Source organism: Deinococcus hopiensis KR-140 (assembly GCF_900176165.1).
Classification (GTDB): domain Bacteria; phylum Deinococcota; class Deinococci; order Deinococcales; family Deinococcaceae; genus Deinococcus; species Deinococcus hopiensis.
Genome location: NZ_FWWU01000009.1, coordinates 561054 through 585000 on the forward strand (window position 1 = coordinate 561054; position 23947 = coordinate 585000).

The 23947-nt window shown below is 68.0% G+C and carries 28 protein-coding genes, 1 pseudogene and 1 riboswitch (1 of these 30 running past the window's edge); of the genes and pseudogenes, 17 read left to right on the plus strand and 12 right to left on the minus strand.

Annotated features, from left to right (window positions below):
* Positions 1–15: 15 nt before the first annotated feature.
* From B9A95_RS16230 to B9A95_RS16245, 4 genes are all read right to left on the minus strand, one after another.
* Positions 16–975 carry an ABC transporter ATP-binding protein gene (locus B9A95_RS16230; RefSeq protein WP_084048260.1) on the minus strand — a complete coding sequence of 320 codons (960 nt, stop codon included), beginning with the start codon at positions 973–975 and terminating at the stop codon, positions 16–18.
* Positions 972–2102 (minus strand): serine hydrolase, encoded by a 1131-nt coding sequence (locus tag B9A95_RS16235; protein WP_245808336.1) that lies wholly within the window; start codon positions 2100–2102, stop codon positions 972–974. The genes B9A95_RS16230 and B9A95_RS16235 overlap by 4 nt, the downstream gene beginning before the upstream one ends.
* Positions 2103–2146: 44 nt before the next feature.
* The gene (locus B9A95_RS16240; RefSeq protein ID WP_084048261.1) at positions 2147–3685 is read right to left on the minus strand and encodes an ABC transporter permease; all 1539 of its coding nucleotides are present in this window, start codon (positions 3683–3685) and stop codon (positions 2147–2149) included.
* A gap of 311 nt (positions 3686–3996) precedes the next feature.
* Positions 3997–5025: a thiamine ABC transporter substrate-binding protein gene (locus B9A95_RS16245; RefSeq protein WP_084048262.1), complete on the minus strand. Its 1029-nt coding sequence runs from the start codon at positions 5023–5025 to the stop codon at positions 3997–3999.
* 56 nt (positions 5026–5081) lie between these two features.
* A riboswitch (TPP riboswitch) is annotated at positions 5082–5194 on the minus strand.
* 93 nt (positions 5195–5287) lie between these two features.
* Here B9A95_RS16245 and B9A95_RS37200 point away from each other — a divergent pair.
* From B9A95_RS37200 to B9A95_RS16260, 4 genes are all read left to right on the plus strand, one after another.
* Positions 5288–5566, plus strand: coding sequence for an NUDIX hydrolase (locus tag B9A95_RS37200; protein WP_170928675.1), 279 nt, complete (start codon positions 5288–5290; stop codon positions 5564–5566).
* 73 nt (positions 5567–5639) lie between these two features.
* Positions 5640–6107 (plus strand): NUDIX domain-containing protein, encoded by a 468-nt coding sequence (locus tag B9A95_RS16250; RefSeq protein ID WP_084048263.1) that lies wholly within the window; start codon positions 5640–5642, stop codon positions 6105–6107.
* A gap of 48 nt (positions 6108–6155) precedes the next feature.
* Positions 6156–6632: a MarR family winged helix-turn-helix transcriptional regulator gene (locus B9A95_RS16255; RefSeq protein ID WP_084048264.1), complete on the plus strand. Its 477-nt coding sequence runs from the start codon at positions 6156–6158 to the stop codon at positions 6630–6632.
* Entirely contained in the window at positions 6629–8239 is a 1611-nt protein-coding gene (locus B9A95_RS16260; protein ID WP_084048265.1) for an MDR family MFS transporter, read from the plus strand. Before B9A95_RS16255 ends, B9A95_RS16260 begins: the two co-directional genes overlap by 4 nt.
* 62 nt (positions 8240–8301) lie before the next feature.
* On the opposite strand, the gene B9A95_RS16265 is transcribed toward B9A95_RS16260, so the two are convergent.
* The 4 genes and pseudogenes from B9A95_RS16265 to B9A95_RS16275 form a co-directional block, all read right to left on the minus strand.
* Positions 8302–8769 carry a hypothetical protein gene (locus B9A95_RS16265; protein ID WP_084048266.1) on the minus strand — a complete coding sequence of 156 codons (468 nt, stop codon included), beginning with the start codon at positions 8767–8769 and terminating at the stop codon, positions 8302–8304.
* The gene (locus B9A95_RS36585; protein WP_342744593.1) at positions 8766–9257 is read right to left on the minus strand and encodes an HAD family hydrolase; all 492 of its coding nucleotides are present in this window, start codon (positions 9255–9257) and stop codon (positions 8766–8768) included. The genes B9A95_RS16265 and B9A95_RS36585 overlap by 4 nt, the downstream gene beginning before the upstream one ends.
* Positions 9258–9387: 130 nt before the next feature.
* Positions 9388–9651: pseudogene (locus B9A95_RS36590) on the minus strand (HAD family hydrolase); the annotation flags it as partial.
* Complete coding sequence (locus tag B9A95_RS16275) at positions 9648–10046, minus strand: 4'-phosphopantetheinyl transferase superfamily protein (protein WP_084048267.1); 399 nt, start codon at positions 10044–10046, stop codon at positions 9648–9650. The pseudogene B9A95_RS36590 and the gene B9A95_RS16275, both read right to left, overlap by 4 nt.
* 81 nt (positions 10047–10127) lie before the next feature.
* Here B9A95_RS16275 and B9A95_RS16280 point away from each other — a divergent pair, with 81 nt between their 5' ends.
* The gene (locus B9A95_RS16280) at positions 10128–10844 is read left to right on the plus strand and encodes a HepT-like ribonuclease domain-containing protein (protein WP_084048268.1); all 717 of its coding nucleotides are present in this window, start codon (positions 10128–10130) and stop codon (positions 10842–10844) included.
* A 9-nt stretch (positions 10845–10853) separates the two neighbouring features.
* Positions 10854–11393: a DUF3291 domain-containing protein gene (locus B9A95_RS16285; protein ID WP_084048269.1), complete on the plus strand. Its 540-nt coding sequence runs from the start codon at positions 10854–10856 to the stop codon at positions 11391–11393.
* Here B9A95_RS16285 and B9A95_RS16290 read toward each other — a convergent pair.
* Positions 11308–12273, minus strand: a complete 966-nt coding sequence (locus B9A95_RS16290; protein ID WP_084048270.1) for an aldo/keto reductase — start codon at positions 12271–12273, stop codon at positions 11308–11310. The two genes, B9A95_RS16285 and B9A95_RS16290, sit on opposite strands and share 86 nt — an antisense overlap.
* A 153-nt stretch (positions 12274–12426) precedes the next feature.
* Here B9A95_RS16290 and B9A95_RS16295 point away from each other — a divergent pair, with 153 nt between their 5' ends.
* Positions 12427–12621: a hypothetical protein gene (locus B9A95_RS16295; protein ID WP_084048271.1), complete on the plus strand. Its 195-nt coding sequence runs from the start codon at positions 12427–12429 to the stop codon at positions 12619–12621.
* A gap of 48 nt (positions 12622–12669) precedes the next feature.
* On the opposite strand, the gene B9A95_RS16300 is transcribed toward B9A95_RS16295, so the two are convergent.
* Positions 12670–13065 (minus strand): RidA family protein, encoded by a 396-nt coding sequence (locus B9A95_RS16300; protein WP_084048272.1) that lies wholly within the window; start codon positions 13063–13065, stop codon positions 12670–12672.
* Between the two features lie 304 nt (positions 13066–13369).
* On the opposite strand from B9A95_RS16300, the gene paaA reads away from it, so the two are divergent.
* From paaA to paaD, 4 genes are all read left to right on the plus strand, one after another.
* Complete coding sequence (gene paaA, locus B9A95_RS16305) at positions 13370–14341, plus strand: 1,2-phenylacetyl-CoA epoxidase subunit PaaA (protein WP_084048273.1); 972 nt, start codon at positions 13370–13372, stop codon at positions 14339–14341.
* Between the two features lie 95 nt (positions 14342–14436).
* Entirely contained in the window at positions 14437–15045 is a 609-nt protein-coding gene (locus tag B9A95_RS16310) for a phenylacetic acid degradation protein (protein ID WP_170928676.1), read from the plus strand.
* On the plus strand, positions 15042–15830 hold the full coding sequence (gene paaC, locus B9A95_RS16315) for a 1,2-phenylacetyl-CoA epoxidase subunit PaaC (RefSeq protein WP_084048275.1): 789 nt from the start codon (positions 15042–15044) through the stop codon (positions 15828–15830). Before B9A95_RS16310 ends, paaC begins: the two co-directional genes overlap by 4 nt.
* Positions 15830–16363, plus strand: a complete 534-nt coding sequence (gene paaD, locus B9A95_RS16320; RefSeq protein ID WP_084048276.1) for a 1,2-phenylacetyl-CoA epoxidase subunit PaaD — start codon at positions 15830–15832, stop codon at positions 16361–16363. The genes paaC and paaD overlap by 1 nt, the downstream gene beginning before the upstream one ends.
* Positions 16364–16369: 6 nt before the next feature.
* On the opposite strand, the gene B9A95_RS16325 is transcribed toward paaD, so the two are convergent.
* Both B9A95_RS16325 and map read right to left on the minus strand, forming a co-directional pair.
* Positions 16370–16966: a YdeI/OmpD-associated family protein gene (locus B9A95_RS16325; RefSeq protein ID WP_084048277.1), complete on the minus strand. Its 597-nt coding sequence runs from the start codon at positions 16964–16966 to the stop codon at positions 16370–16372.
* A gap of 96 nt (positions 16967–17062) precedes the next feature.
* Complete coding sequence (map, locus tag B9A95_RS16330) at positions 17063–17806, minus strand: type I methionyl aminopeptidase (RefSeq protein ID WP_084048278.1); 744 nt, start codon at positions 17804–17806, stop codon at positions 17063–17065.
* 32 nt (positions 17807–17838) lie between these two features.
* Between map and paaZ the strand changes: the two genes are divergently transcribed.
* The 6 genes from paaZ to B9A95_RS16350 all read left to right on the plus strand — a co-directional run.
* Positions 17839–19929, plus strand: coding sequence for a phenylacetic acid degradation bifunctional protein PaaZ (gene paaZ / locus B9A95_RS16335; protein WP_084048279.1), 2091 nt, complete (start codon positions 17839–17841; stop codon positions 19927–19929).
* A gap of 122 nt (positions 19930–20051) precedes the next feature.
* Complete coding sequence (gene tnpA / locus B9A95_RS16340) at positions 20052–20630, plus strand: IS200/IS605 family transposase (protein WP_212648336.1); 579 nt, start codon at positions 20052–20054, stop codon at positions 20628–20630.
* The gene (locus B9A95_RS34650) at positions 20620–21045 is read left to right on the plus strand and encodes a helix-turn-helix domain-containing protein (protein WP_212648337.1); all 426 of its coding nucleotides are present in this window, start codon (positions 20620–20622) and stop codon (positions 21043–21045) included. The genes tnpA and B9A95_RS34650 overlap by 11 nt, the downstream gene beginning before the upstream one ends.
* Positions 20987–21322: a hypothetical protein gene (locus B9A95_RS34655; RefSeq protein ID WP_212648338.1), complete on the plus strand. Its 336-nt coding sequence runs from the start codon at positions 20987–20989 to the stop codon at positions 21320–21322. Before B9A95_RS34650 ends, B9A95_RS34655 begins: the two co-directional genes overlap by 59 nt.
* A gap of 29 nt (positions 21323–21351) precedes the next feature.
* On the plus strand, positions 21352–21684 hold the full coding sequence (locus tag B9A95_RS34660; protein ID WP_212648339.1) for a zinc ribbon domain-containing protein: 333 nt from the start codon (positions 21352–21354) through the stop codon (positions 21682–21684).
* A gap of 249 nt (positions 21685–21933) precedes the next feature.
* Positions 21934–23947, plus strand: partial view of a DUF937 domain-containing protein gene (locus tag B9A95_RS16350; RefSeq protein ID WP_084048280.1) — the 5' portion only. The gene runs 260 nt beyond the window's last position; the window shows 2014 of its 2274 coding nt (coding positions 1–2014); its start codon is at positions 21934–21936; its stop codon lies beyond the right edge, outside the window.

Genomic DNA, 23947 nt, shown 5'->3' on the forward strand with positions numbered 1-23947 from the left:
CTTTCCTGAAAGGGCTCACCGGTCGTCCGGCAGGGGCAAAAGGCGCGGCGGAGTAAGGCTCAGGCGGAGGGTGTCGCCTTCCAGCTGCGCCGCTTCGCGTGGGCTGAGGTGCAGTGTCAGCGGGCCGAGGGGATGGCGCACCGTCACTTCCAGACCCGCGCCGGTGGTCTGGCGGGTCACGACGGGCAGCGCTTCCCCTTCCCCCAAGCGCACGGCGTTCTCGGGTACGAGGAGCACTTCGCCACTGGAGGCGGGCAGGAGGTTCGTGTGTCCCAGGAACGCCGCGACCCACGCCGTCGCCGGCTGAGCAAAGACCTCCTGGGCTCCGCCCACCTGTATAAGTCGCCCCGCGCGCATCACGGCCACCCGGTGCGCCAGCGCCAGGGCTTCCCGCTGGTCATGGGTCACGATCAGCACGCCCGCGCCCACCCGAGCGAATAGCGCGCGCAGGTCCGCGCGCAGCCGGGCACGCAGTTGCTCGTCGAGGTTGCTCAGCGGCTCGTCGAGCAGCAGCAGGGGCGAACCCGTCGCCACGGCGCGGGCCAGAGCCACCCGCTGCGCCTGCCCGCCGGAAAGCTGGGCTGGGCGACGGCCCTCCAGCGTTTCCAGGCCGACGAGCGCCAGCGTCTGCCGCGCCTGGGCCTCGGCGTGCGCGCGGGTCTTACCGCGCATCCGTGGACCGTAGGCCACGTTGCTCAGCACGTTCAGGTGCGGAAACAGCGCGTAGTCCTGAAAGACCAGCCCGACGTGCCGCGCTTCCGGGGGCAGCTCCGTCACGTCCCGCTGCCCCACCTCCACCCGGCCCGCGTTGGGGCGCTCCAGCCCAGCCACGCAGCGCAGCACCGTACTCTTGCCGCAGCCACTGGGGCCGAGCAGCGCCACCGTCTCGCCCGCCGCCACCTTCAGCGACAGGTCCTGCACCGCTGTGACGGCTCCGAAGCGCTTGGACAGGCCCGTTAGTTGAAGGGCGTTCATCGGCCCCGGGCCAGATCGGCCAGCGTGCCGTCCAGCCAGCGCACCAGGGCCGGAATCTGGCGCTCCATGTCCTCGGATTCCAGCGTGTCGCTGCGGTCATTGAGGTAGGCGTAGGCGAGGGTCTGCCCGCCTGGCAACTCCACCACGCCCGTCAGGGTCAGGAGGCGCCAGCCGCTGCCCGCCTTCGCGCCCCAGAACCCCGTCTTCAGGGTGGGCGCCTTGGGTTTGCAACAGCTGTCCGAGAGCCACGCGCGGAAGAGGCCACGGGTGGCTCGCCCCAGGGCTGCGCCGGGCAGCGTGCGCGCGAGCAGTCCAGCGTAGGCGCGCGGCGTACTTACGTTCTGTACGGCCAGTTCCAGCGCCGGATCATAGGTGGGGCCGTGAAAATACACGTCCAGCGCAGCTTCCACCTGCGGCCCCATCAGGCCCTGCGCGGCGCGGTTGAGGGCCAAAGACGTGGGCAGCCGGTCCTCGAAGGGAGCGGCGGCGTAGGCCGCGGCGTCCCGGCCGGGCCGCAAGACATTGGGGAGCAGGCCCGATTGCGTGCCCCACAGCGCCTTGGTGGTGTGCAGGACAGACGTGCAGGGACTGGCGGCGTGAACGGCCCGCGCCACCCGTTCCGTGCCCGCCGCGAGGTGCAGGATGTCGCTCGCGGTGTTGTCACTGTTGACGAGCGCGCGCCGTCCCAGCTTCTCCACCGAATTCTTCCCGGCAGGATAGCCTTCGATGCTTCGCCGTCCCGGCGTGGTTTCCAGCAGCGTGTTCAGGGTGAGCCGTCCCGCGTCCACGTCCTGCAACGCGGCCTGCACCACGAGGGGCTTGAAGGCACTCGCCAGGGGGTGCAGGGCGTCAACGTCGCCCAGCCGCACGTCGCGCAGGGCCTGACCATTCTCGCCGTACACAGCGGCGTAGAAGTCCACCCGCCCTGTCACGTCAGCGGGGAGGGGACGGCCGGGTGTGGAGGAGAAGCCCAGCGTGAGGGCTGGATCGGGCGCCTCGGTGCAGGTGGGCGGTTCTGGCGGCAAGAGGGGCGTGGAAGCCTCCGCACGGGCAGAGCCAGGCAGCAGGCCTGCCAAGATCAGGCCGGCAAGGGCGGCGCGGAGGAGGGAAGACGCGGCGAAGGGCACCGGCCCATTTTGCGGCCCTCGCCTCTCCAAAGGATGGGTCCGGCTCAGGTCACTTCCCCCTCCCCCGCGTCCAGCAGGGTGAAACTCAGGGCTGAGAGGAGCAGCAGCGCGGAGGCCAGCGCGCACGCCTCGCCCAGATTGCGCTCGCCGGGGCGGCCCAGGCGCTCGTACAGGCCCACGCTGAGGGTGGCCCACTCGGGGCGGGTCAGCACCAGCGTGGCTCCAAATTCGCCCAAGACGGTGGCGAGGGCGAGGGCAGCTCCACTGCGCAAGGCCGGCAGGGTCAGCGGCCAGGTGACGGTGCGGTGCGCGGCCAGGGACGGGGCCCCCAGCGTGCGGGCCGCCTCCAGGGTCCGTGGCGGCAGGGCGCGCAGGGCGGGCAGCACCGAGCGCGTGACGAGTGGAAAGCCGAGCAGCGTGTACGCGGCGATCAACATGGGCAGTGTGGCCGAGAGGGCCGGGTACGCCAGCAGGTAACCCACCGCCAGGCTGACGGGCGAGACCATCAGCGGCAGCAGCGAGAGCAGGTCCAGCACCCGGGACCGTGCCCGCCACGCGGCAAGGGCGTGGAGCGTCCCCAGCAGCGCCGCCCCCAGTAACGCCAGCACGGCGAAGCGCACCGTGTTGCCCAGCAGCAGCGGTGTATCGGGATCAGACACAATCCCCCGCCAGTACGTCAGGGTAGGGCCCGCCGAACCCAGCAACCCGCGCGCCACCACGGCCAGGAGCGGTCCAAAGCAGATCAGCGTGACCAGCGCCACCAGCAGCCAGAGCAGCGCCGCCGTTCCCCCCCTGGCGCGGGGAAGACTGGAGGCGGGCACGCCCACCCCGCCGCGTGCCAGGCGGACATAGGCCCACGTCGTTCCCAGCGTCAGCCCCAGTTGTCCAGCGATCAGGGCGCTTGCCTCGGGAAGCCGCAACTGGTAGGCCGTCAGCGTGTAGATCTCTACCTCCAGCGTCGCGTAGCGCTCGCCGCCGAGGGCCAGGGGCAGCCCGAAACTCAGCGCCGAGTACAGGAAGACCAGGATGAAGCCCGCCGCCAGTCCAGGTAGCGCGAGGGGCAGGGCCACCGTCAGCGCCGCGCGCAGGCTGCTTGCCCCGAGCGTCCGGGCCGCCCCCGTCAGCGTTGGGGACACCCGCGAGAAGCCGCTGTACGCGAGGCGCACCATGACCGGCAGGTTGAAGAAGAGGTTGCCCAAGATCAGCAGGATGGGCGTCTCGGACAGATCCAGCCCGAGTGGGCGGGTCAGCCAGCCCTGCGGCCCAAGCAGCGCGGTCAGGCCCAGGACGGCCACCAGCGTGGGGGTGACGAAGGGCAGCAGCAGCAGCCGGAGCAGCGGGGCCTTGCCGGGGACGGTGTGGCGGGAGAGGAGGTAGGCGAGCGGTGCGCCTAGGGTAAGGGCGATGGCGGCGGAGGCCGCCGCCTGGGTCAGGGTCCAGGTCAGGCGGCCCAGGAAGTAGGGGTCCAGCCAGACGGTGAGGTTGACGCCGCCCTCCAGCAGGATGCGGGCGAGGGGCAGCGCCAGCAGCAGCAGCAGGAAGAGGAGGGGGGGAAGGGCGAGGAGCCAGGGTTTGGAGTTCATGGAGGGTGAACACAAGGGGCAGGGAATCTTACTCCGGCTTCCCCCAGCCCCCAGCCTCCGGTGGGAGGAGGGGAGAGCTGGCCGCTGCGCTTGCGCTTGGCAGAATGGTGGGGAGCGTGATGTTGCTTGACTCCACCGCTCATTTGAACGCGAGGCCGCCTGTCCCATTCCGCTGAAGGAGGCCTGGGCGCTGAACAGTGAAGAGGAAAGGCGTGCGGAGGAATGGCGGTTGTCGACCCTCTGCCCTCGTGGGAGAGGGCCTGGCGAAGCCACGGGTAACTGCAGCTTGGAGCGAGGGGGCCACCCCGCCCTCACCGCACCCGCAGCACCTTCTCCACCCACGCGTCCGCCAGCCGCTGCGGGTTGCCCAGCACGGCTGGCTTGACGGGGGCCAGCTGCGGTTCCTGCGCAAACTTGAACGCCGGGTCCAGTTTCGTGCCGCCCACTGCCGGGTAGATCCACATGCGGGTGGGAATGTCGGCCTGCACGCCGCCCGAGAGCATGAAGTCCACGAACTTACGGGCCAACTGGGGTTGCTTCGCGCCCTTCAGGACGCCCACACCTTCCAGTTGCAAGAAGGTGCTGCCCGGCAGGAACAGGTTGGCGGTGGGGGCCTGGGCAGGGGGCTTGGCGGCGTCGTAGCCCTCGGCGTAGAACACCTCGGCGGCGGGGCTGCTCGCGTAGCTCAGAACGATGGGGTATTTGCCGCCGTTCTTGGAAAAGTCCTTCTCGTAGGCGTCGGTCCAGCCGCGTGTGACCTTCAGGCCGTTCCCCCTCGCCTCACGCCACCACGCCCACGCGCCCGCTTCGCCGTAGTGGTTTACCGTGGCGAGCAGGAAGGCCAGGCCCGGGCTACTCGTGGCGGGGGAGGGCACCACCGTCAGGCGGGCGTACTCGGGCCTTTTCAGGTCATCGAGGCTCTTGGGCAGGGGCAGGCCCAGCTTGGCGAAGGCCGCGCGGTCATAGTTCAGGGCCACGTAACCGTAGTCCACGGTATTGAGCAGTCCCGCCTCGTCCAGACGGTAGGCCGCGGGCACCTTCGCCAGGGCCGGAGACTTGTAAGCCTCCAGCAGCCCCGCCGCCCGCGCCCGGGGCAGCAGGGTATTGTCCAGACCGTACACCACGTCGGCCAGGGGCGCGCGGCGGGTCAGGATCAGGCGGGTCAGGAGTTCCCCCGCGTCGCCGCCCTTCACAAAGCGCACGCGGGCACTGTTGGCCTTCTCGAACGCGGCCACGAGCTTTTTGTCCACGCTGAAAGAATCGTGGGTGATGACCGTCAGTGTCGTTTGGGCCTGGGCTGCGCCTGCCAGCAGCAGGCCGAGTAGGTACGGGTTACGCATAAAAATTCCCCCTCGCGTCACGAAGGGGAAGCAGAGCAGGGGTGGGCGGCCACTGGGCCGTTGCCCCGTCACGCTCCCTCCGCCGGTATGATCCGGATCAGGTTCTTTGGGGACTCTCTCAGCCCCGTTTCCCTGTGCGGGAAAAACGTGGGCACCCCCGGTGACGCAACGGGCAGGATAGCGCGTTCCCCTGAGGCCGTGAACCCGCTGGTCTGGACGGCCGTTTTGAAGGAGCGCGCAGCCGTGCTGCTCGGGCGGTCGGGTGGAAGACGGCGAGGGTCTGCCCGAAGCGGCGGTGCGCGAGTTCTGCGGGGAAGTGGAGCTGCCCGTTCGGCCCGTTGACCTTTCCGCCCTGGGCGTGCGGTGGTACCGGATGGACGGCGCGCGGGGCACGGATTTTCCGTCTACAGCACGGAGCTCGAAAGGTGCGCCTCAGCTCCTCCGCAAGACTTCCGAGGTGGAGTGGATTTGCTCCCGAGAAGTTGCCCGGAGAGGTGTTGCCCTGGCTATCCGCCGTGCCGGAGGCCCAACTGCGCGGTAACGTGTCCGTCAGCGAGCAGTTGCGAGGACGTGATGCGGGTGCACTCCCTGCGCTGAGAACGTAGCGTAGGGCCATGACTCCGGACCGAAGCTTTCATCTCGTGGCCTGGGCGATTCTCCTCGATTCCGCGGGACGTATCCTGCTGGGCCGCCGCTCGGGCGTGTCCTACGGCAACGGGCTGTGGGGTTTGCCCGGCGGCCACGTCGAACCGGGTGAGGGCCTGGCCGAGGCCGCCGTGCGGGAGGCGCTGGAGGAGGTGGGCGTCCGGGTAAAGCCTGCGGCCCTGCGTGCCCTCGGCGTCAGCCGTTATGACCTCGGAGGCGTGCAAGGCGCGGACTTCTTCTTCGTGGCTGCGCAATGGGAGGGCGCGCCCCAGCCCCTCGCGGGAACCTCCGAAGTGGGCTGGTTTGCGTTGGACGCCCTGCCTCAGGACGTGCTGCTGTGGCTTCCAGCGGTACTGGAAGCGCATCTGCTGGGGGGCGCCCGCGTCTCAGAGCAGGTGAACGGTCTGGAGCTGCTGCGGGTGTACGGAGAAAGGTGAGGCAGCCCATCTTCCCCTCTTTTTTCATTTGAAATACTTCCAAATGAAATGACTCCTTCTTCTCTTTTCGCGTCCGGTGTCTCCACGGACGGGTCGTATCTACTGGTGCGCCAGGTGCTGCGGCTGTTGCGGCGCCTTCGTCAGGCCCTCGACGAACCCCTTCAGGCGGCGATGAAGCTCGGCACCAAGGAAGTGCTTGTGCGCGCCGCCGTCATGGACGGCTTCGACACGACCTCCACGGTGGCCGAATACCACCGCCTGCCCGCGCCTACAGTGACGCGCATCGTGACCAAGCTGGCGAACCAGGGCCTGCTGGAGCGCGTGACCGATTCCACCGATCTCCGCAAACTCCGCCTTCGCCTGACCCCCGAGGGCGAGTCGACGCGGGCGCACACCCGCGCAGTGGCGCAGGACATTGCGCGCGCGCAGCTCGGGCACCTCCCCGCCAAGCGGGTCAACGCGGCCCTGCTGGCGTTGAAGGACCTGGAGACAGCCCTCGTTCCCAGTGGAAAGGAGAACGAATGAACACGGCCTCCCTCTCTCAGCGGGACAAGATCCTCGCGTTCGCGGGCGTCCTCACCGTCCTGTTTCTCTCCAGCCTCAACCTCACGGTGGTGGGAAGTGCCATGCCGCGCGTCATCGCCGATCTGGGTGGGTTTCACCTGTATGCCTGGGCCTTTACCGCCTACTCGCTGACCACCACCATCACCATTCCCATCGTCGGGACCGTCAGCGACCGCTATGGCCGCCGCCCACTGCTGCTGGCGGGCATCGTGGTGTTCGCGCTGGGCAGCGTGCTGCTGGGCTTGGCGCAGAGCATGGGGCAACTGATCGCCCTGCGTGCCCTCCAGGGCATCGGCGGTGGCACCCTCATGGCGATGAGCTTCACGGCCATCGCGGACCTGTTCACGCCCATTGAGCGCGGGCGGTATCAGGGCTATACGGGCGCGGTCTGGGGCGTGAGCAGCGTGGTGGGACCGCTCGTCGGCGGCTTCTTGACCGATCACCTGGGCTGGCGCAGCGTGTTTTTCGTAAACGTGCCCTTCGCGCTGCTGGCGATCTACTTTATCGGGCGCTTTTTCCGGTTGCCCGCACCTCCCCGGGACGGGACCCACCAGCCTTTCGACACGCTTGGCGCAGCGCTGCTCGCCGGGGCCGTGACCACGCTGACCCTCGCCCTGTCGTGGGGCGGCGGAACTTACGCCTGGGACAGCGCCTGTATCCTGGGCCTGCTGGCCGGAACCGTGATGCTGGGCGGCGGGTATGTGCTTCACAGCCGTGGGCAGGAGCGGCCCATCCTCAACCTGCGCCTGCTTCGTGATCCGGCCATCTCGCTCGCCAGCCTCGCCGGATTCCTGACCAGCGCGGGGATGTACGCGGCAATTCTGTATCTGCCGCTCTACATGCAAGGCGTGCGCGGCAGTACGGCGAGCGGCAGCGGCATGGCCCTCGCGCCGCTGATGCTGGGCATGATCACCACAAGTACCCTCAGCGGGCAGTGGGTCAGCCGCACCGGGAGGTACAAAGGCCTCATTATCGCGGGCGGCTTCGTCGCCACGGTGGCGCTGCTGCTCTGCACGGGGCTGGGCACAGCCACCTCCCTCGCGCTCGCGGTGGGCCTGATGGTGCTGCTGGGCATCGGGTTGGGGCCAGTCAACAGCCAGCTGACCCTCGCCGTGCAAAACGCCGCACCGCGCCAGCTGCTGGGCAGCGCCACCGGGGGCAACCAGTTTTTCCGGCAGATCGGTGGGACGCTGGCCGTCAGCCTGTTCGGGGCGCTCGTCAACGCGCGTCTCTCGCATGACCTCGGCGCGCAGCTCCCTGCCGTAGCCCGGACCCTGCCTGCGCCCATGCAGGAGGCCATCGCCAATCCCAACCTGCTGTCCAGCCCGGAGGCGAGCAGCCAGTTGCAGGCAGCGCTGGGGAAACTGGGCCACGCCGAACTCTTCACGCCCATCGTCGCGGCCCTGCGCGGCGTGATGGCCGGGGCCATTGATCACGTGTTCCTGATCGCGGGGCTGCTGGTGGGCGGGGCTTTCCTCGTCACGGTCTTCCTGCCCGAGCGCCCGTTGGCCGGACGCCAGGCGGCGCCACGCACGGCGAAGGCGGAGGGACCGGCGGCCACGGACTGAGGCAGGCACGGCAAGGGGCCACAGACGCCGAACGTCTGTGGCCCCTTGCCGTGCCTGCCCTCTTACGCCGAGGGGCCCGAGACTTCCTCGTCGTCCTCCATGATGCCGAAGACGCTGACCCGGCCCGCCGCGTCGAAGCCCACCACCACGTTCCACAGCGTGTTCGGGTCCTCCTCGAAGCGCGCGCTGCGGACGTAATAGGCCACGCCCCCGTCCGTGAACGTCCACTCGCGCAACACCTGGCGCTCGGCTCCGTACGCCTGCACTCCGGCCTCACGGTAGGCGCGTAACGACCCCAGTGAGCCCCAGCCCCCCTGCAATTCGGGCGTGAAGGACTTCCATAACCCCTCCACCTTTACCGCGTAGAAGTCGGCCACCAGAGCGCGTCCCCGCGTCAGAGCGGCCTTCTCGGCGTCTGTGGCGGGGGCGGAGAGCATGGGAAGAATGCGTTGCGCGCCCGCCGCTCCCAGTCCAGCCGCCGGAACGAGAAGCGCGAGGCCAAGCAGCACGGACCGGCTGAAGGTGTTCATGCCCCAGCGTAGGCGCGTCTGGACGCGAAGCCCGTCACCCAACCAACGATTGCCCCTTTAGTCAGGCTTGGGATTCTGGAGGCAGCGGATGAGGTGACCACAGCCACTCCATCCTCCGCATTGGAGAGGGTCACCTCGTCCGCCGCCTCCAGCGCTTCCGGTTCCGCGTTTGCCACCGCCACGCCGTGCCCGGCCCAGGCGAGCATCTCGGCGTCGTTGGGGGCGTCGCCAAAAGCCAGCACCTCCTCGCGCCGTACGCCCAGCCGCGCGCAGAGCTGCTCCAGGCCCCACGCCTTGCTCACGCCTTCGGCCAGCACCTCTAGAAAAGGGGCACCCGAGTGCGTCATGGCGAAGCCGCCCAGGTTCAGGGCCCGCAACTCGGCCAGCAGTTCGCGGGGCGTCATCTCGGCGTGCCGCACGATGAATTTCAGAACTCGGCGTGGCCAGCACGTCGTCCAGGCTGTGCCCGCCCATGTCCCGGGGTTCACGTTTGTGGTCCTCAAAGTGGGCGATCGCCGCGTAGCCGTCCTGGGCCACGAAGACCTCGCCTCCCTCGCGTACGCTGGCGAACAGCACGTCGGGGAACCGTTCGGCCAGGGCCTCTGCCAGCGCCCGCTGCACCGCTTCCGGCACGTGGGCCTCGAACAGCGTCTTGCCCGTGCCCAGGTGAATTCCGTGCGCGCCGTTGCCGCACAGGGCGTATTCGGCGAATCCGGCAGCTTGCGCGGTGCGCCGCACTCCACGCGGTTGCCGGGCCGTCACGGGCACCACATGTATTCCGACGGCCCGCGCCGCGTCCAGGGCCGCCCGCGTTCGCGCGCTCACGCTGAGGTCCGGGCGCAGCAGGGTGCCGTCCAGATCGGTGGCGATCAGGCGAATCACGCGCCCTTCCCCGCGTGGGCTTCCAGCACCACCACCGCCGAGGCATGTTCCTTGGTGTGGGTGAGGGTCAGGTGGGCCACCCAACCCCGTGCACGCATCTCGTTGGCGATTTCGGGGGCAAAGCCCAGCACCGGGGGGGAAAAGGGGAAGGGCCCATCCGGTGTGCGCTCCCGCTCCACCCACACGTCGCGCCAGCCGTGGGGGCGGGGCCAGACCTTCTGAAAGGCTTCTTTGGCGGCGAAACGCGCGGCGAGGCTGGGCACCGGGTCCGAGAGCCGGGCGCAGTAGGCCAGCTCCCCGGGAGCAAACAGCTTCTCGGCGCGCCGCCCCTCCCGCGCCAGCATCCCGCGAATGCGCCCGATCTCGATCAGGTCGTGTCCGATGGCGACGATCATCGGGGTTGATCGTAAAGCCTGGAAGTGTCCGGGTGGCGTTTCCCCTCCGCCCAGTTCCGGTCCAGCTCTAGACTCACGGGGATGCCCCGGCCTCCCGCTCCCGGTTCTCCCTCTTCCGAAGCGCTCTTTCCTGACCTGCGCCTGCCCACCATCGCCGGACTGCTGCGCGCGGGCGAGGCGCAGTGGCGGGCGGCGGGCATCTCGCGCGTGCGTGTGTTCGGCTCTGTGGCGCGTGGTGAAGCGGACAATTCGGCGGATGTAGACCTGCTCGTGGACTTCGCGGGTGAGGCGGGATTGCTGGCCCTGATGCGCGCCCAGGCCGTCTTCGAGGCGCTCCTGGAGCGGCGGGTGGACGTGCTGACCGAAGGGGCCCTGAAAGATCCGTTGCGGGAGGAAGTGCTCGCCGACGCGGTGGACATTCAGGCCGTGCCCCAACCGCCCCCCGAACTGCACCGCGAAAAGCGCTGGCGCTGGCGGGTGCTGGACCTGCTCGACGCGCTGGACCGGGCGGTGAACTATACGTCGGGTCACACGCTGGAGACGTTCCTGACCGATCCCAGGACGCAAGACGCCGTGCTCCGCAACCTCGCGCGACTGGGCGAGACGACGAAATTCCTGCCGCTGGAGGTGCAAGGCGCTGCGACCGAAGTGCCCTGGACCCTGCTCCGCGCTGTTCGGAACCTCGTCTCGCACGATTACTTTGGCATTGATCCCCAACTGGTGTGGCGCGCGGCGCGGGTGGAATTGCCCGCGCTGCGGCCCGCCCTGCAGCGGTTGGCGGACGAGGGCGAACAGTAGGCTCGATGCATGAAGATGCAACTGGCGCAGGTCAACGTGGCCCGACTCCGCGCGCCGGAGCTCGCCGACTTCATCGCTGGTCTGGACCCGGTGAGCGCCCTGGCTGAGGCTGCCCCGGGTTTTGTCTGGCGGCTGCAGGACGAGGGAGGGAACGCGACGAACATCCCCTACGACCCCGATCCCCTGCTGATCGTCAACCTGAGCGTGTGGGAGGATGTGGAGGCGGTGCGGGCCTTTGCCTCTTCGGGCGTGCATCTGGACTTTCTCAAGCGGTGGCGCGAGTGGTTTACGCGTATGGCCCAGCCCGACACGGCCATGTGGGGGGTGGCTGCAGGAAAGAGGCCCACCGCAGCGCAGGCCAAATCACGCCTTGCCCAGCTGGAAGCCCAGGGGCCCACCGCGCACGCCTTCACCTTCGCCGCGCCCTTCGGACCGGACGGCCTGCCCCGCACATCGGGGCCCATCACGTCCAGGGCAGAGCCGAACGGGACTTCCAGTATCCCTGCGGCGGCTGCGCCAGGTGGGCCAGCCGTGCCAGATCCGGCCTGATCCCGTTGGCCCGCAGATTGCTCTTCCACTGCTCCACCGTCGTCGCTCCGCTCAGCACCACGTCCGTCCAGGGCTGGGCCAGGGCAGCGGCGAGGGCCACGGCGTCGGGGGTGGCGTGGTGCTCGGCGGCCAACTCTGCCAGGGGTGGGGGGACGTCTCCCCGCCCCGTCAGGCCACGGGCGGTAAGGCGGCCATTGGCCACCACTTCTTTCAATACCACGTGCCAGCCTTGCCCCTGCGCCTCCGCCAGCGCTTCTCCGGCGGAAGGTTCGAGGAGGTTCCACGTCGCCTGCACCACGCAGAAGGGATTGACGCCGTCCACCCGCACCTCCAACGCCCGGCGCAATGTACCGGCCTGACGGGGACCGCTGGTGCTCAGGCCCACCCGAACGCCCGAGGCAGCGAGCTCGGCGAGACGGGCCAGCACCGCCCGGTCTTCCAATACGCCCGTGTCCAGCGTGGCGGAGTGGATCAGGTACACGTCTGGCGCGCGGCCCAGGGCTTCCAGCGTTTCTGGCCACTGGCGCTCGAGGGTGGAGAGGCTGTGGTCCTTGACCTCATGCGTCTCGGCGTCCGTGCGCCAGCCTGCCGTATATGTGTAGCCCCACTTGCTGCCCACCGTGGCCGGGTGAGCGCGCGCGCGCAGCCAAGCGCCCAGGAACGCCTCCGCCTTTCCGTAGCTGCGGGCAGCGTCGAAGTAGCGCGCGCCACCCTCCCACGCCGCGTCCAACACCTCGGATGCCCGGGCCTGCATCGCCGTTTCACCTTTGCCCTGCCCCACATCCTCTCCATGCCCGAGGTTGATGTAGCCCGGCCTCCCCAGGGCCGCCAGACCGAGGCCGAGGCGAGGGGAACCGGCAGGCAGGAGTGGAGCGGGCATGGCGGCAGTATGCCTGGAAAGGTCAGCGGCAGCGAAAGCGGCCTCGTCTAGATTTTTCCCGCGGGCGTCAGACTTCCGACAGGCCAGATGTGGATAATTTAGAGAATCTAAAGGCGGCCCTCATGTTTGGCGGTGAGGTGGTCAGGAGAGCGTATGGAAGACACGAAGACAGCCCTGAAGGCCACCCCGTTTAGCAGTACGGACGTGGCGCGGGGTGAGGACGGCGAGCTGTACCACCTGCCCACCCTGCGCGCCCTGTTCGCGGCCGGCCGCCTCTCCCCTGGGAGCGAGGGCCACCTGGTGCTGCTGCAGCACGGCGGCCTGCAAACGGGGCGCATGATCGCCTGAAGTTTCCCGACTTATCTCCGCCCGGTTCCCTGCGAGCCGGGCGTATTTTTACGCTTCCCGCTCCAGCCACGCCTCCGCCTCGATCTCCACCAGGTGTGCGGGATCGATCAGCGCCGCCACTTGCACCATGCTGGCCGCCGGGCGGACGCGTCCGAAGACCTCGCCGTGGGCACGCCCCACTTCCTCCCAGCGGCAGATGTCGGTCACGTACATCCGCGTCCGCACCACGTCTTCCAGCCGTCCACCCAGGGCCTCCAGCGCCTCGCGGATAATTTCCAGGCAAACCCGCGTCTGCCCGGCGGCGTCGCCCACATGCTGCACCGCTCCGTCGCGCGTGGCCGTCGTGCCCGCCACGTGAATAACCTTGCCCACGCGGACTGCGCGGGAATAGCCCACCACGCTCTCCCAGGGACTGCCGCTGCCCACCTGCCTGCGTTCGCTCATGCCCCGTTTATAGGGGCTTGGCCGCCGGGTTGCGCTTCCCGCTCTATGGGAGGAAGCCGCGGACCAGAACTGCCCTGTGCCGGAGCCGGGAGTAGACGGATCGGTGCCCAGCGTTTGGGCACGGGCCTGACGGTTCAGGCCACGCTCCCGGCGGGCGCATGTTCATACGCCTGCTGCCCGGCACATGGGGAAACCGGCCGGGGTTCTTGACCTTTGTAACCGTGAGTGTGTGGACGTTTCGCCCGCCGATGTACACTGAGCCTAACGAGCGTTAGGTAGTCCTGTCCTTTCCTGGAGGTTCCCCATGACCCAGCCCCAAGCTGTCCCGCCCCTGCCCCAGAATGAAACCCCAGAGCAGCACGCGGCCTTCGAGGCCCGCATCGCGCGCGGCGAGAAGATCGAAGCCGGCGACTGGATGCCTGCCGAGTACCGCCGTCAACTGATTCGCATGATTTCCCAGCACGCGCACAGCGAAGTTGTGGGTATGCTCCCCGAGGGCGAGTGGATCTCCCGCGCGCCCACCCTGAAACGTAAGACCATCCTGATCGCCAAGGTGCAAGACGAGGCTGGTCACGGCCAGTACCTCTATCACGCCGCCGAAACCCTGGGCGCGACGCGCGAGGGGATGCTGAGCGCTCTCCTGACCGGTAAGGCCAAGTACTCCAGCATCTTCAACTACCCCACCCACTCTTGGGCCGACGTGGGCATGATCGGCTGGTTGGTGGACGGCGCGGCGATCAAGAACCAGACCATGCTGGCGGGCTGCTCGTACGGCCCCTACTCCCGCGCGATGGTCCGCATCTGCTCGGAAGAAACCTTCCACCACAAGCAGGGCAAGGAGATGATCGTGGCCTACGCGCAGGGCACGCCTGAACAGCGGCAGATGGCGCAGGATGCCCTGAACCGCTGGTGGTGGCCGGCCCTGATGATGCTGGGGCCGCACGATGCCGACAGCCCCAACACGGGTGCGCTGGCGAAGTGGGGCATCAAGCTCAAGACGAACGATGAGGTCCGCCAGGAATTTATGGACGAGCACGTCCCCGAACTGCTCGGAGCCGGGTTGAGTATTCCCGACCCCGATCTGCATCAGGACGAGCACGGCCACTGGAAGCACGGCCCGATCAACTGGGATGAGTTCTGGGCGGTCATCAAGGGCCAGCAGGGGCTCAACAAGGAACGCCTCGGGGCACGTCAGCACGCCCACGAGGACGGGGCTTGGGTGCGCGAGGCGCTGGAGGCCTACGCCGCGCGGCACTTGGCGCAGGCGGCGGACTGAGGCGGTTGGGGCAACAAGCCGTGGTGGCTGGGACCGGGGCCGCGACCTTTTGCCCGCCACTTTCCATGAACCCCATCCTGTTGTGCGGAGAAGAGATGACCTCACCTCAATCGGAAAACCCCCGTCCCGACCCCCGGGGCACAGACACCCAGTGGCCCCGCTGGGAAGTCTTCAAGCAGGACGCCCCGGGCCGTCCTCTTCAAGCGGTGGGCAGCGTCCATGCGGGTGATCCCCAGCACGCGCTCCTGACTGCCCGCAACGTCTTCGTGCGCCGCCCCGCTGCCGTCAGCCTCTGGGCCGTGCGCGAGGCCGATATCCTGACCGCCACGCCCGAGGAACTGACGTCCAACCCCGAGGTGCTGAATACGCCCGGTGGGCTGGGCACCTACCACATCGGAATCAAGCGCACGCACAAGCGCTCCATGACCTTCGTGGATCTCGTGGACCAGGTGGAGGCGGGCGGTCCCGGCGACGCCCTCATCCAGGCCCGAGTGATGTACCCCGACGCGCTGACCTGGCTGGTCTTCCCCGACTCTGGGGTCATCCGCACCGACGGTGACCCCGGCACCCTGGAAAGCTGGTTCGCCCCTGCGAAGGAAAAGACCTACAAGCAGCAGCAGTTCTACGGCGTGATCGGCAAGCATGTGGGTGAGCTCAAGCGCGAGGGCCGCATGCCGGGGCGCGTGCGGGAGGGAGAGGAATGACGGAAAGTCGCCAGGAGGAGCGAGCGCTCCCGCCCGTGTTCCGGGCCGCCCTCATCGCCAAGCTCACTGCCCTCGCCGACGACGAGATCATCCTCGCGCACCGGGACGGGGAGTGGACGGGACACGCGCCCATTCTGGAAGAGGACATCGCGCTGGCCAACATTGCCCAGGACGAGCTGGGGCACGCCACGCTGTTTCTGGAACTGCGGCGGGAACTGGACGGGAGTGATCCGGACCACGTCGCCTTTTTCCGGGATGCCGGGGAGTACCGTTGCGCCCGCCTCGTTGAACTGCCCCGGGGCGACTGGGCCTTGACGATGCTGAGGCAATTCCTCTTCGACGCCTACGAAGCCGTGTGGCTGGACGCCGCCCGCATAAGCGCCTATGCCCCGCTGTCGGAGGTGGCTGCCAAAGCTGTGCGCGAGGAAAAGTTCCACCTCCAGCACACTGCCGTATGGGTAGAACGCCTCGCCCTGGGCACGGACGAGAGCCGCCGCCGCACCCAGAAGGCGCTGAATGAATTGTGGCCTTACGCCGGGCAGCTGTTTATGCCCGTTCCCGGCGAAGCGGACCTCGTGGCCGCCGGACTGGTGCCGGACCTCGCCGCCGTGCGCCGCACCTGGGAAAGCCTCGCGTTGCCCCTCCTGACCGAGAGGTGCGGCCTGAGTTTGCCCGAGGTGGGCGAGACCTCCGGGGGCCGCGAAGTCCATACCGAATACCTCGCCCCGCTGCTGGCCGAGATGCAGGGCGTGGCGCGGCAGGTGCCGCACGCGGAGGTGTGGTGATGGGCGGTGTGGAGCAGGGGGCCGAGGGCAGCGCCCGGAGAGCAGGGCGCTTGCCCTCGGCCGACGAAGTCTGGACCGCCCTCGCCGCGGTCCCCGATCCTGAAATTCCCGTCGTCTCCATCACCGACATGGGGATGGTGCGGGACGTAACGGTGGAGGGCGGGCGCGTGAGCGTTACCTTCACGCCCACCTTCTCGGGTTGTCCGGCACTCCATGTCATTCGCGCCTCAATCGGGGAGGCGGTGCGCGCGCTGGGGGTGGCTGACGTGGACGTCCAAAGTACCCTCACGCCGCCTTGGACCACCGACTGGATTGAGTCCGGTGCCCGCGAGCGGCTGCGGCAGTACGGCATCGCCCCGCCTGCCCCAACGGGGGACTCGCCCCTCATCACCCTGGACCCCGAACCCACCCGTTGCCCCCGCTGCGGCTCGCTGAACGTGAGGATGACGGCCAGCTTTGGCCCGACGCTATGCAAGCGGCTCTACGTGTGCGGCGCGTGCAAGGAGCCGTTCGAGGGATTCAAGAGCGTGTAGATGCGTCTAACGGGGAGGTCTCTGACCGCGCACGCGGAGATTCTGCGCCGCCTGCTCGGCCGTCTGCGCAATTCGCTTCGCTCGTGTGCCGGGTTGTTTGGCCTCGGCAATCCACTGGAGGACGTACTTCCGAATGGATGGCGGGAATTCGGCGAAGTGCCGTGCGGCGTCCGGGTTGGCATTCAGCGCCAATTGCAGGTCCTCGGGAACCTGCCCAGATTCCCCCGCTTCCGAAACGTTCCACGCTCCGCCTTGCTTGGCGGCGTCTACGGCAGCCTGCCCAGCGGTGGTCATCAGCCCCGCCTCCACCAGTTCGGCGACGTAGCTTTTGTTGAGGCGCGACCAGGGGCTGCCCTTTCGGCGGGGCGCAAACACCTGCTGATACCTCTGCTCGTCCAGGGCGTAACGCGTGGTGTCAATCCAGCCGAAGGCCAGAGCTTCGCGCACGGCGTCCGGGTAGGTGACGCTGGGTGTGCCGCTGCCCACCTTGTGGTACACCAGCACCACTCCCGCCGCTGTCCGGTGGTTCTCCTGCAACCACGCCCGCCACGCGGCGCGGCTTGCGGCGGTCACGCGGGGCAGATGGGCGGGCGGTTGAGCCATGTCCCAAATGTAAAGGAGTTTCGCGCGACCACCCCCTCCACTCCCGCCTTCAGTGACGGCCCCGGGCGAACTGACGCCGTTTAAGAAGCTGTGACTTCAGGCCGTCAGAATCAGGGGCGCACCCGCCGTAACCATGATGGTGTGCTCGAAGTGCGCGGCGGTACTTCCGTCGGCCGTGGAGATGGTCCAGCCGTCGCGCAGCGTTTTCGTGCGCCAGTTCCTGCCGCTGGACACCATCGGTTCCACGGCGATCACCAACCCTGCGTGCAGGAGCTTTTTCAGCGCTGGGTGGTAGAAGTTCGGCACGTCGGGCTTCTCGTGGATGGCCCGCCCCACGCCGTGTCCCTGGAGTTCGCGGAGCAGCGTGAAACCGCGCCGAGCCACTTCCGTTTCGATGGCCCGGCCGATCCCATGCAGTGGGCGTCCTGCCCGGGCGACTTTCATGGCCTCCCCAAACGCAGCTTCAGCGCAGGCAATCAGGCGATTTGCCACGGGCGAGACGGGCGGAACGGCCACCGTCACTGCGGCGTCCGCGACGTAGCCGCCGACATTCGGCGTGACGTCAATCGACACCACATCCCCCGCTGCAAGGGGCCGCAGCGTCGGCAGGCCGTGAACGATGTCATCGTTGACGCTGATAAACACGTTCACGGGCGCGGCGTACTCCGCGCGGGGTGCGGAGAAAGCGCCATACTGGGCAAAAACCTGTCCTGCCATTGCGTCCAGTTCGGCCGGCGTGATGCCGGGCTCCACGGCGGTCTTCAGCGCTTCGAGGGTTCGGGCCACCACCTTTCCAGCCAGCTTCATGCCTTCGAGGTCACGCCCGTTGGTAATCGTCATACGTAATGTTAGTCCACCCTCAAGGAGTCCCCATGACCACCCTCCCCACCCCCTCCATGCTCCGCCCCGCCTCCTACGTCTACGGCACCTGGCACGCCAACGCCGACGGACAAACCCTCGTGGACGCCGTGTATGGCCGCCCCGTCGCCGTCATTTCCTCGGAGGGCGTGGACTTTGCCCAGGCGCTGCACTATGGGCGCGAGGTGGGCGGCCCGGCCCTTCGTAGGCTGACCTTTCACGCAAGGGCGCGGGCGCTCAAGGCCCTGGCGACGTACCTGATGGAGCGCAAGGAGGATTACTACGCCCTCAACCTGCTCACCGGAGCCACTCGCCGCGACGGCTGGGTGGATATCGAGGGCGGCATCGGGACCCTCTTCAGTTACGCCGGCATGGCCCGCCGCGAACTGCCTGACGAGCGCTTCCTGCCCGACGGCAAGGTGGAAAAGCTCGGCAAGGGCGGGACCTTCGTGGCCCGGCACCTCCTCGTGCCCCGGGAGGGCGTGGAGGTGCAGATCAACGCCTATAACTTCCCGGTGTGGGGGATGCTGGAAAAGCTCGCCCAGGCGTTTATCGCCGGGATGCCCAGCCTGGTCAAGCCCGCGCCCCAGACCGCGTACCTCGCCGAGCGCGTGGTGCGTGACATCGTGGCTTCGGGCCTGCTCCCGGAAGGCAGCCTGCAACTCGTGATGGGCGAGCCCGGGGACTTGCTCGACCACCTTGCAGAACAGGACATGGTGGCCTTCACGGGTTCGGCGGCCACCGCCCAGAAGCTGCGGGTGCATCCGAACATCGTGGCCCGTAACGTCCCTTTCAACACCGAGGCCGACAGCCTCAACGCCTCGGTGCTGGGCCTGACCGTGCGCCCCGAGGACCCCGAGTTTGCCCTCTACATCAAGGAGGTGGCGCGCGAGATCACGTCCAAGGCTGGGCAGAAATGCACCGCCATCCGCCGTGCACTCGTGCCGCGTGACCGGATAGAGGCCGTGGTAGAGGCGCTGCGCAGGGAGCTCGGGAAGGTCACGGTGGGCGATCCGTCCCGTGACGACGTGCGGATGGGAGCGCTCGTCAGCACCGATCAACGCGAGCGGGTGCAGGCCACCCTGACCGCCTTGCGGGAAGAAGCCCGCGTCGTCATCGGTGGCGAGGACCGCGAACTGCTGGGCGGAGACCGCGAGAAGGGAGCCTTCCTCGATCCCACGGTGCTGCTGTGTGACTCCCCTCTCACGGCGCGCGGACCGCACGAGCTCGAAGCCTTTGGTCCGGTGGCGACCCTGTTGCCCTACGGCGGGTTGGAAGAAGCCGTGCAGCTCGCCCGCATGGGCCGGGGCTCCCTGGTGGGCAGCATCGTCACCCATGACCGCACCGAGGCCACCGAGCTCGTCCTCGGTATGGCGAGCACGCACGGCCGCCTGCTCGTCCTGAACCGCGAGAACGCCGAGGAGAGCACGGGCCACGGCTCCCCCCTGCCGCAGCTCAAGCACGGCGGGCCGGGCCGGGCCGGGAGCAGCGAGGAAATGGCGGGCATCGCGGGCGTCAAGCACCACATGAACAAGGTGGCGGTGCAGGCCGATCCCACCACCCTCGCGGCCATCACGCGCGAGTACGTGCCGGGGGGCGAGGTGCGCGAGGACCGCATCCACCCCTTCCGCAAGACCTTCGACGAAATCCAGGTGGGCGACAGCCTGCTCACCCACCGCCGGACGGTGACGGAAGCCGACATCGTGAACTTCGCCAATGTCTCTGGAGACCACTTCTACGCTCACGTGGACGAGATCGGCGCGCGGGAAGGTCTCTTCGGCCGGCGGGTGGCGCACGGCTACTTCCTGATCTCGGCGGCCGCCGGGCAGTTTGTCTCGCCTGCGCCCGGCCCGGTGCTGGCGAACTACGGTCTGGAGAACCTGCGTTTCGTTGAGCCCGTCGGCATCGGCGACACCATCCGTACCCGCCTGACCTGCAAGCGAAAGATCCGCAAGGACCTGCGGCCCGGCGAAGTGCGTCCCACCGGCGTGGTGGAGTGGCACGCGGAAATTACCAACCAGCGGGACGAACTCGTGGCGACCTACGACATCCTGACCCTGGTGGAGCGGGCGAGGGACGGAGCAGACGGGCAACTTCATCCTTAAGGTGGAGAGAAGGCCGGGTGGTGCGAGGCCGCCTGGCTTTTTCCTTGGCGCAGTTGTCAACGTGCAAACTTCTTTTTGACCGAGACCGGCAAGCGAAATGCGCATGGGGAGAATGGGGCGCCGTGAGGGGTGCCCTTCCACGCGCGGCGCCCCATTCGGACAACTGCTCGAGAGGCAGTGGCGTAATCCCCCACTTTGAAAAGCGGGGAGATAAGCCACTGCCCCAGGGCGGCGCAACAGGGCGTCGTAGGCAACGCAGGGCCATCTGCAGCTCACCGTCACGTGGTGCCGTACGTGGCGGGAGAGCGTTCTACACGGCACGCACACTACTATCTGAATTACCGTCTGGTGTTCACGCCGAAATACTGCCGTCGTTCTTTGGCCCGTTCCGTGATTGCCTGATCGAGATTTCCACCGCCACCTGTGCTGAGCGCGACTGGCGCATCCGGGGCAGGGAGGTCATGCCTGAACACGTGCATCTCTTCCAGTCTTGCCCGCCAAAGTGGGTGCCATGCGACATCGCCAAAATCCTGAAGGGCGTATCCGCACGTCTCTTGCTGCCAGAGCCCCCCGAACGGAAGCGGCGCGGCCACCTGTGGACGAACGCCTACTCCGTGGGGTTGGCGGGCAACATCTCGGCGGATGTGATTTGGCGGTATACCGAGAACCAGCGCAAAGGACAGGTGGACGATGGGGCATAAAGCCTTCAAGTTCCGCCTGTTCCCGAATGTGGCCCAGGAAAAGGCGCTGGACGCCACGCTGTACCTGCGCCGGGGCCTTTACAACGCCGGTTTGCAAGAACGGCGTGATGCTTACCGGAAGTGTGGTGTGTCCGTCAGCTACTGCGGGCGGAGACGCGCCCTGACCGAAATCGAGGCCGATTTACCGGAGTACAAGGGCGTCCACTCGCAGGTGCTTGACGTGATGGAGCGGCTTGACAAGTCCTTCAAGGGCTTTTTCCGCCGCGTGAGATCCGGCGTTAAGGCCGGGTATCCGAGGTTCAAAGGGAGGTTGCACGACGACTCCCTCACCTACCCCAGGCGGGCAAGACGGGGCGATGCCCTTGCCGGATTCCGGCAAGGGCTACGCGTCCAAAATTGGCAACGGGCGCTGTAAGTACCACCGCCCCCTGGAAGGAACGGTCAAGACCGCCACCGTCAAACGAGAGGGGGAGAAGTGGTATGTGGTGTGCGCCTGCGGGGTAGGGGGCGCGGCCCCCACCCGCTACCGGGGACGTGGGACCGATCTGGGCACCAACCCAATCTTCCTCATCACGTCGGACGGGGCGCCCGTCAAAGCTCCCCGCCACTTCAAAAAGGCCGCACGGAAGATTGGGCAATTCCGGCGCAGGGTCAGCAAAAAGAATCGGGGAACCGTCGCCACCGGGAACTGAAACGGCAGATTGCCGCCGAGCATTGCCGGGTGGCGAACCGGAAGCGGGATTTCCGCCGCAAGACGGCGCGCACTCTGGTCAACCGCCATGACATGGTGTTCCACGGAGCCCTGAACATCATCGGCTTCGCCCGTCCCCGTACGGTCAATGGGCTACTGGACGCAGGGTGGGCCAGCTTCTTGGGCATCCTCCCCCTCAGAGCTGCGAACGCTGGTCGGAAAGTCGCTGGGCTCGACCCGAAATACCCAAGTCAGGATTGTTCGCAATGCGGCCGCAGGCAGAAGGTCAAAATCGGCCACGCCTACGTCTGTGCGAGCTGTGGCAACGACGGCCACCGGGACGTGAACGCGGCCCCATCCTGAATCGGGGCCGGGAGGCGCCCTTCAGCGAGGGTGTGGGAGCGGCGGCACCTGTTGACCTGAGAAGCTCCGCATTTTAACGCGGCGGTCATCACTGACACACCTTCACAGGGCCCTGGCCCCATGCGTTACGTTGGGCGGGAACGTTCACAGGAGCGTTCCTTCGGCCCTGGCAGGCCGATAGGCAAGAAAACGGCTTCGCGCGCCTCCGTCTCCCGGGACGGTCCGGGTGCGCGTGTCTCAGGAGGGCCAATGGACGCGACGGATCTGATGAATTCTTATTTTGGAGCTGCTGGAACCCGGCGGTTGGGGCAGGAGGCGGGTCTGGACGGGGTGGAGGCCGAGCGGATACTGCGCGCCGGTCTGCCCCTGCAACTCGCGGCACTCGCCGAACATGCCCGGACACCGGAGGGCCAGGACCACCTGCGCGAAGCGGTACAGAACCTTCCGGGCTTCTCGGACGTTGAGGCGGCGCTCAATGAGCCTGGCGGGGCCGAGAACCTGGGGCAGGCCGGTGAACTGCTCGGTCCCGTGTTGCTGGGCGAGCAGACCGGCCGGATCGTGCCGCAGGTCGCTGGGGAGCAGGACCTGGCGGGCGTACAAAAGCTGCTGAATATGGCCCTGCCGCTGCTGCTCAGCTTCCTGGGTCAGCGTGGGGTGCTGGCAGGCAACATGCCGGCGCTCCTCTCAGACCTCGGGGGTTCGTTCGGTGTGCCTTCCACTGCGCTCCTGGCCGTGGAAAGGGGCGACACGTCCACTGCTGCGGGCTTGGCCGAGTTCCTGCGCGGTCAATTTCGCGGCCCCCTGGTGGACCGGCTGGGACGCGCGGCCGGCTTCACGGGCAGCACGGCTTCCCGGGCCGCCCAGGCCGCCCTACCGGTGATCCTCGCCGGACTCCTGAGCCGGGGAAGCACCGAGGCGGGTGCGGCGGACCTCCTGACCCGCAGCCGTGAAAGTGAGCGGCTGCTTGGCGTGAATGGGGAGCTGAACGCGGATCTGCTCTCCGACCAGGCTGAACTGGCCCGAATCGAGGGCCAGGGCCGCGGCCTGTTGGGGACCCTCTTTCCCAACGTAGATGCCCTGACGGGCCGCTTCGGTTCCGCGACGGGCGGCTCGGGGTCCAGTGCCGGACGGCTCCTCGCGCTGCTCGCACCGCTGGTGCTGGCTCTGGTGGGGAGCCGCGCGCGGGCCGGGGGACTGAATGCGACGGGCCTGAGCACGCTGCTCGGCGGGCTGCAGGGGCGTCTGCCGGACTTGCTGCCTCCCGGGCTCTCCAGCCTCAATGCGCTGTTGAAGCCTGCCGCTCCTGCTCCAGCGCCCGCTGCGGAACCCACCCGCGTGGAAACTGTCGCCACCGCCATTCCCCAGGTCACCACCACGCCGCCTGCTCCTCGCGCGGAGATCAGGCCGCCTGCCACTTCTGCTCCAGCCCCCACCCGCGTCACGACGACCACCACCACTCCACGCCGTCGCCGCAGCGGATTTCCGTGGTGGATACTGCTGCCGCTGCTGCTTGGTGGAGCGGCCTGGTGGTTCTCGCGTTCGCCCTCAGGGACGTCTGTCACGGGAAGTGTGCCGGCGCGCAGCGTCACGGTCACCACGCCTGCGCCGGGGGCCACCCTCCCCGCCGAGGACTTTGTGATGGGTGGCTCGGCGGCAGCGGGCGATACGCTGACCATCCAGGAAGGCGATCAGTCCGTCGCCACCACCGAGGTGGGTTCCGACGGCACCTGGCAGGTCGCTGTTCCCGCTCCGGCTCCCGGCGAACACACCTACCGGGTCACGGGCAAGAACAGCGGTGCCCGGACCGAGCTCAAGATGACGGCTGGAGGAGCGGGGGCCACAGCTGGGCAGGACACGACGGCGGAGAATTCGGCGGACACCTCTGGCGCAGCAGGTGACGACGGTGCGCCGAGCACCAGCGGCGCGGCCCCTCCCTCGGGTCAGGCCGGAAGTGAAGACGGCACCTCCGCAACCCCCGGAACATTTGCCATCACCGGCCCGGCGGAGGGCACCCAACTTCCTGCCGGTGGCTTTACCCTCAGGGGCACGGGCAACCCCGGCGGCATCCTCCAGGTTTTGGAAGATGGAACCAGCCTGGGCAACGCCACCGTGGCCGAGGACGGTACCTGGAGTCTGGATGTGCCCAGCCCCGCTGCAGGCGCCCATACCTACGCTGTGCAGGACAGCGGCGGTCAGGAACTGGGGCAGGTGGCCCTGAGGTCCGCCGCTGCCCAGGCTGGAGCGGGCAATACCTGCGCCCAGA

Bases quoted from the DNA above. Each gene is read 5' to 3' on its own strand.
- B9A95_RS16230 (WP_084048260.1), bottom strand. From the start codon at position 975: ATGAACGCCCTTCAACTAACGGGCCTGTCCAAGCGCTTCGGAGCCGTC.
- B9A95_RS16240 (WP_084048261.1), bottom strand. From the start codon at position 3,685: ATGAACTCCAAACCCTGGCTCCTCGCCCTTCCCCCCCTCCTCTTCCTG.
- B9A95_RS16245 (WP_084048262.1), bottom strand. From the start codon at position 5,025: ATGCGTAACCCGTACCTACTCGGCCTGCTGCTGGCAGGCGCAGCCCAG.
- B9A95_RS16250 (WP_084048263.1), top strand. From the start codon at position 5,640: ATGACTCCGGACCGAAGCTTTCATCTCGTGGCCTGGGCGATTCTCCTC.
- B9A95_RS16255 (WP_084048264.1), top strand. From the start codon at position 6,156: ATGACTCCTTCTTCTCTTTTCGCGTCCGGTGTCTCCACGGACGGGTCG.
- B9A95_RS16260 (WP_084048265.1), top strand. From the start codon at position 6,629: ATGAACACGGCCTCCCTCTCTCAGCGGGACAAGATCCTCGCGTTCGCG.
- B9A95_RS16265 (WP_084048266.1), bottom strand. From the start codon at position 8,769: ATGAACACCTTCAGCCGGTCCGTGCTGCTTGGCCTCGCGCTTCTCGTT.
- B9A95_RS16275 (WP_084048267.1), bottom strand. From the start codon at position 10,046: ATGATCGTCGCCATCGGACACGACCTGATCGAGATCGGGCGCATTCGC.
- B9A95_RS16280 (WP_084048268.1), top strand. From the start codon at position 10,128: ATGCCCCGGCCTCCCGCTCCCGGTTCTCCCTCTTCCGAAGCGCTCTTT.
- B9A95_RS16285 (WP_084048269.1), top strand. From the start codon at position 10,854: ATGAAGATGCAACTGGCGCAGGTCAACGTGGCCCGACTCCGCGCGCCG.
- B9A95_RS16290 (WP_084048270.1), bottom strand. From the start codon at position 12,273: ATGCCCGCTCCACTCCTGCCTGCCGGTTCCCCTCGCCTCGGCCTCGGT.
- B9A95_RS16295 (WP_084048271.1), top strand. From the start codon at position 12,427: ATGGAAGACACGAAGACAGCCCTGAAGGCCACCCCGTTTAGCAGTACG.
- B9A95_RS16300 (WP_084048272.1), bottom strand. From the start codon at position 13,065: ATGAGCGAACGCAGGCAGGTGGGCAGCGGCAGTCCCTGGGAGAGCGTG.
- paaA (WP_084048273.1), top strand. From the start codon at position 13,370: ATGACCCAGCCCCAAGCTGTCCCGCCCCTGCCCCAGAATGAAACCCCA.
- B9A95_RS16310 (WP_170928676.1), top strand. From the start codon at position 14,437: ATGACCTCACCTCAATCGGAAAACCCCCGTCCCGACCCCCGGGGCACA.
- paaC (WP_084048275.1), top strand. From the start codon at position 15,042: ATGACGGAAAGTCGCCAGGAGGAGCGAGCGCTCCCGCCCGTGTTCCGG.
- paaD (WP_084048276.1), top strand. From the start codon at position 15,830: ATGGGCGGTGTGGAGCAGGGGGCCGAGGGCAGCGCCCGGAGAGCAGGG.
- B9A95_RS16325 (WP_084048277.1), bottom strand. From the start codon at position 16,966: ATGGCTCAACCGCCCGCCCATCTGCCCCGCGTGACCGCCGCAAGCCGC.
- map (WP_084048278.1), bottom strand. From the start codon at position 17,806: ATGACGATTACCAACGGGCGTGACCTCGAAGGCATGAAGCTGGCTGGA.
- paaZ (WP_084048279.1), top strand. From the start codon at position 17,839: ATGACCACCCTCCCCACCCCCTCCATGCTCCGCCCCGCCTCCTACGTC.
- B9A95_RS34650 (WP_212648337.1), top strand. From the start codon at position 20,620: ATGGGGCATAAAGCCTTCAAGTTCCGCCTGTTCCCGAATGTGGCCCAG.
- B9A95_RS34655 (WP_212648338.1), top strand. From the start codon at position 20,987: ATGCCCTTGCCGGATTCCGGCAAGGGCTACGCGTCCAAAATTGGCAAC.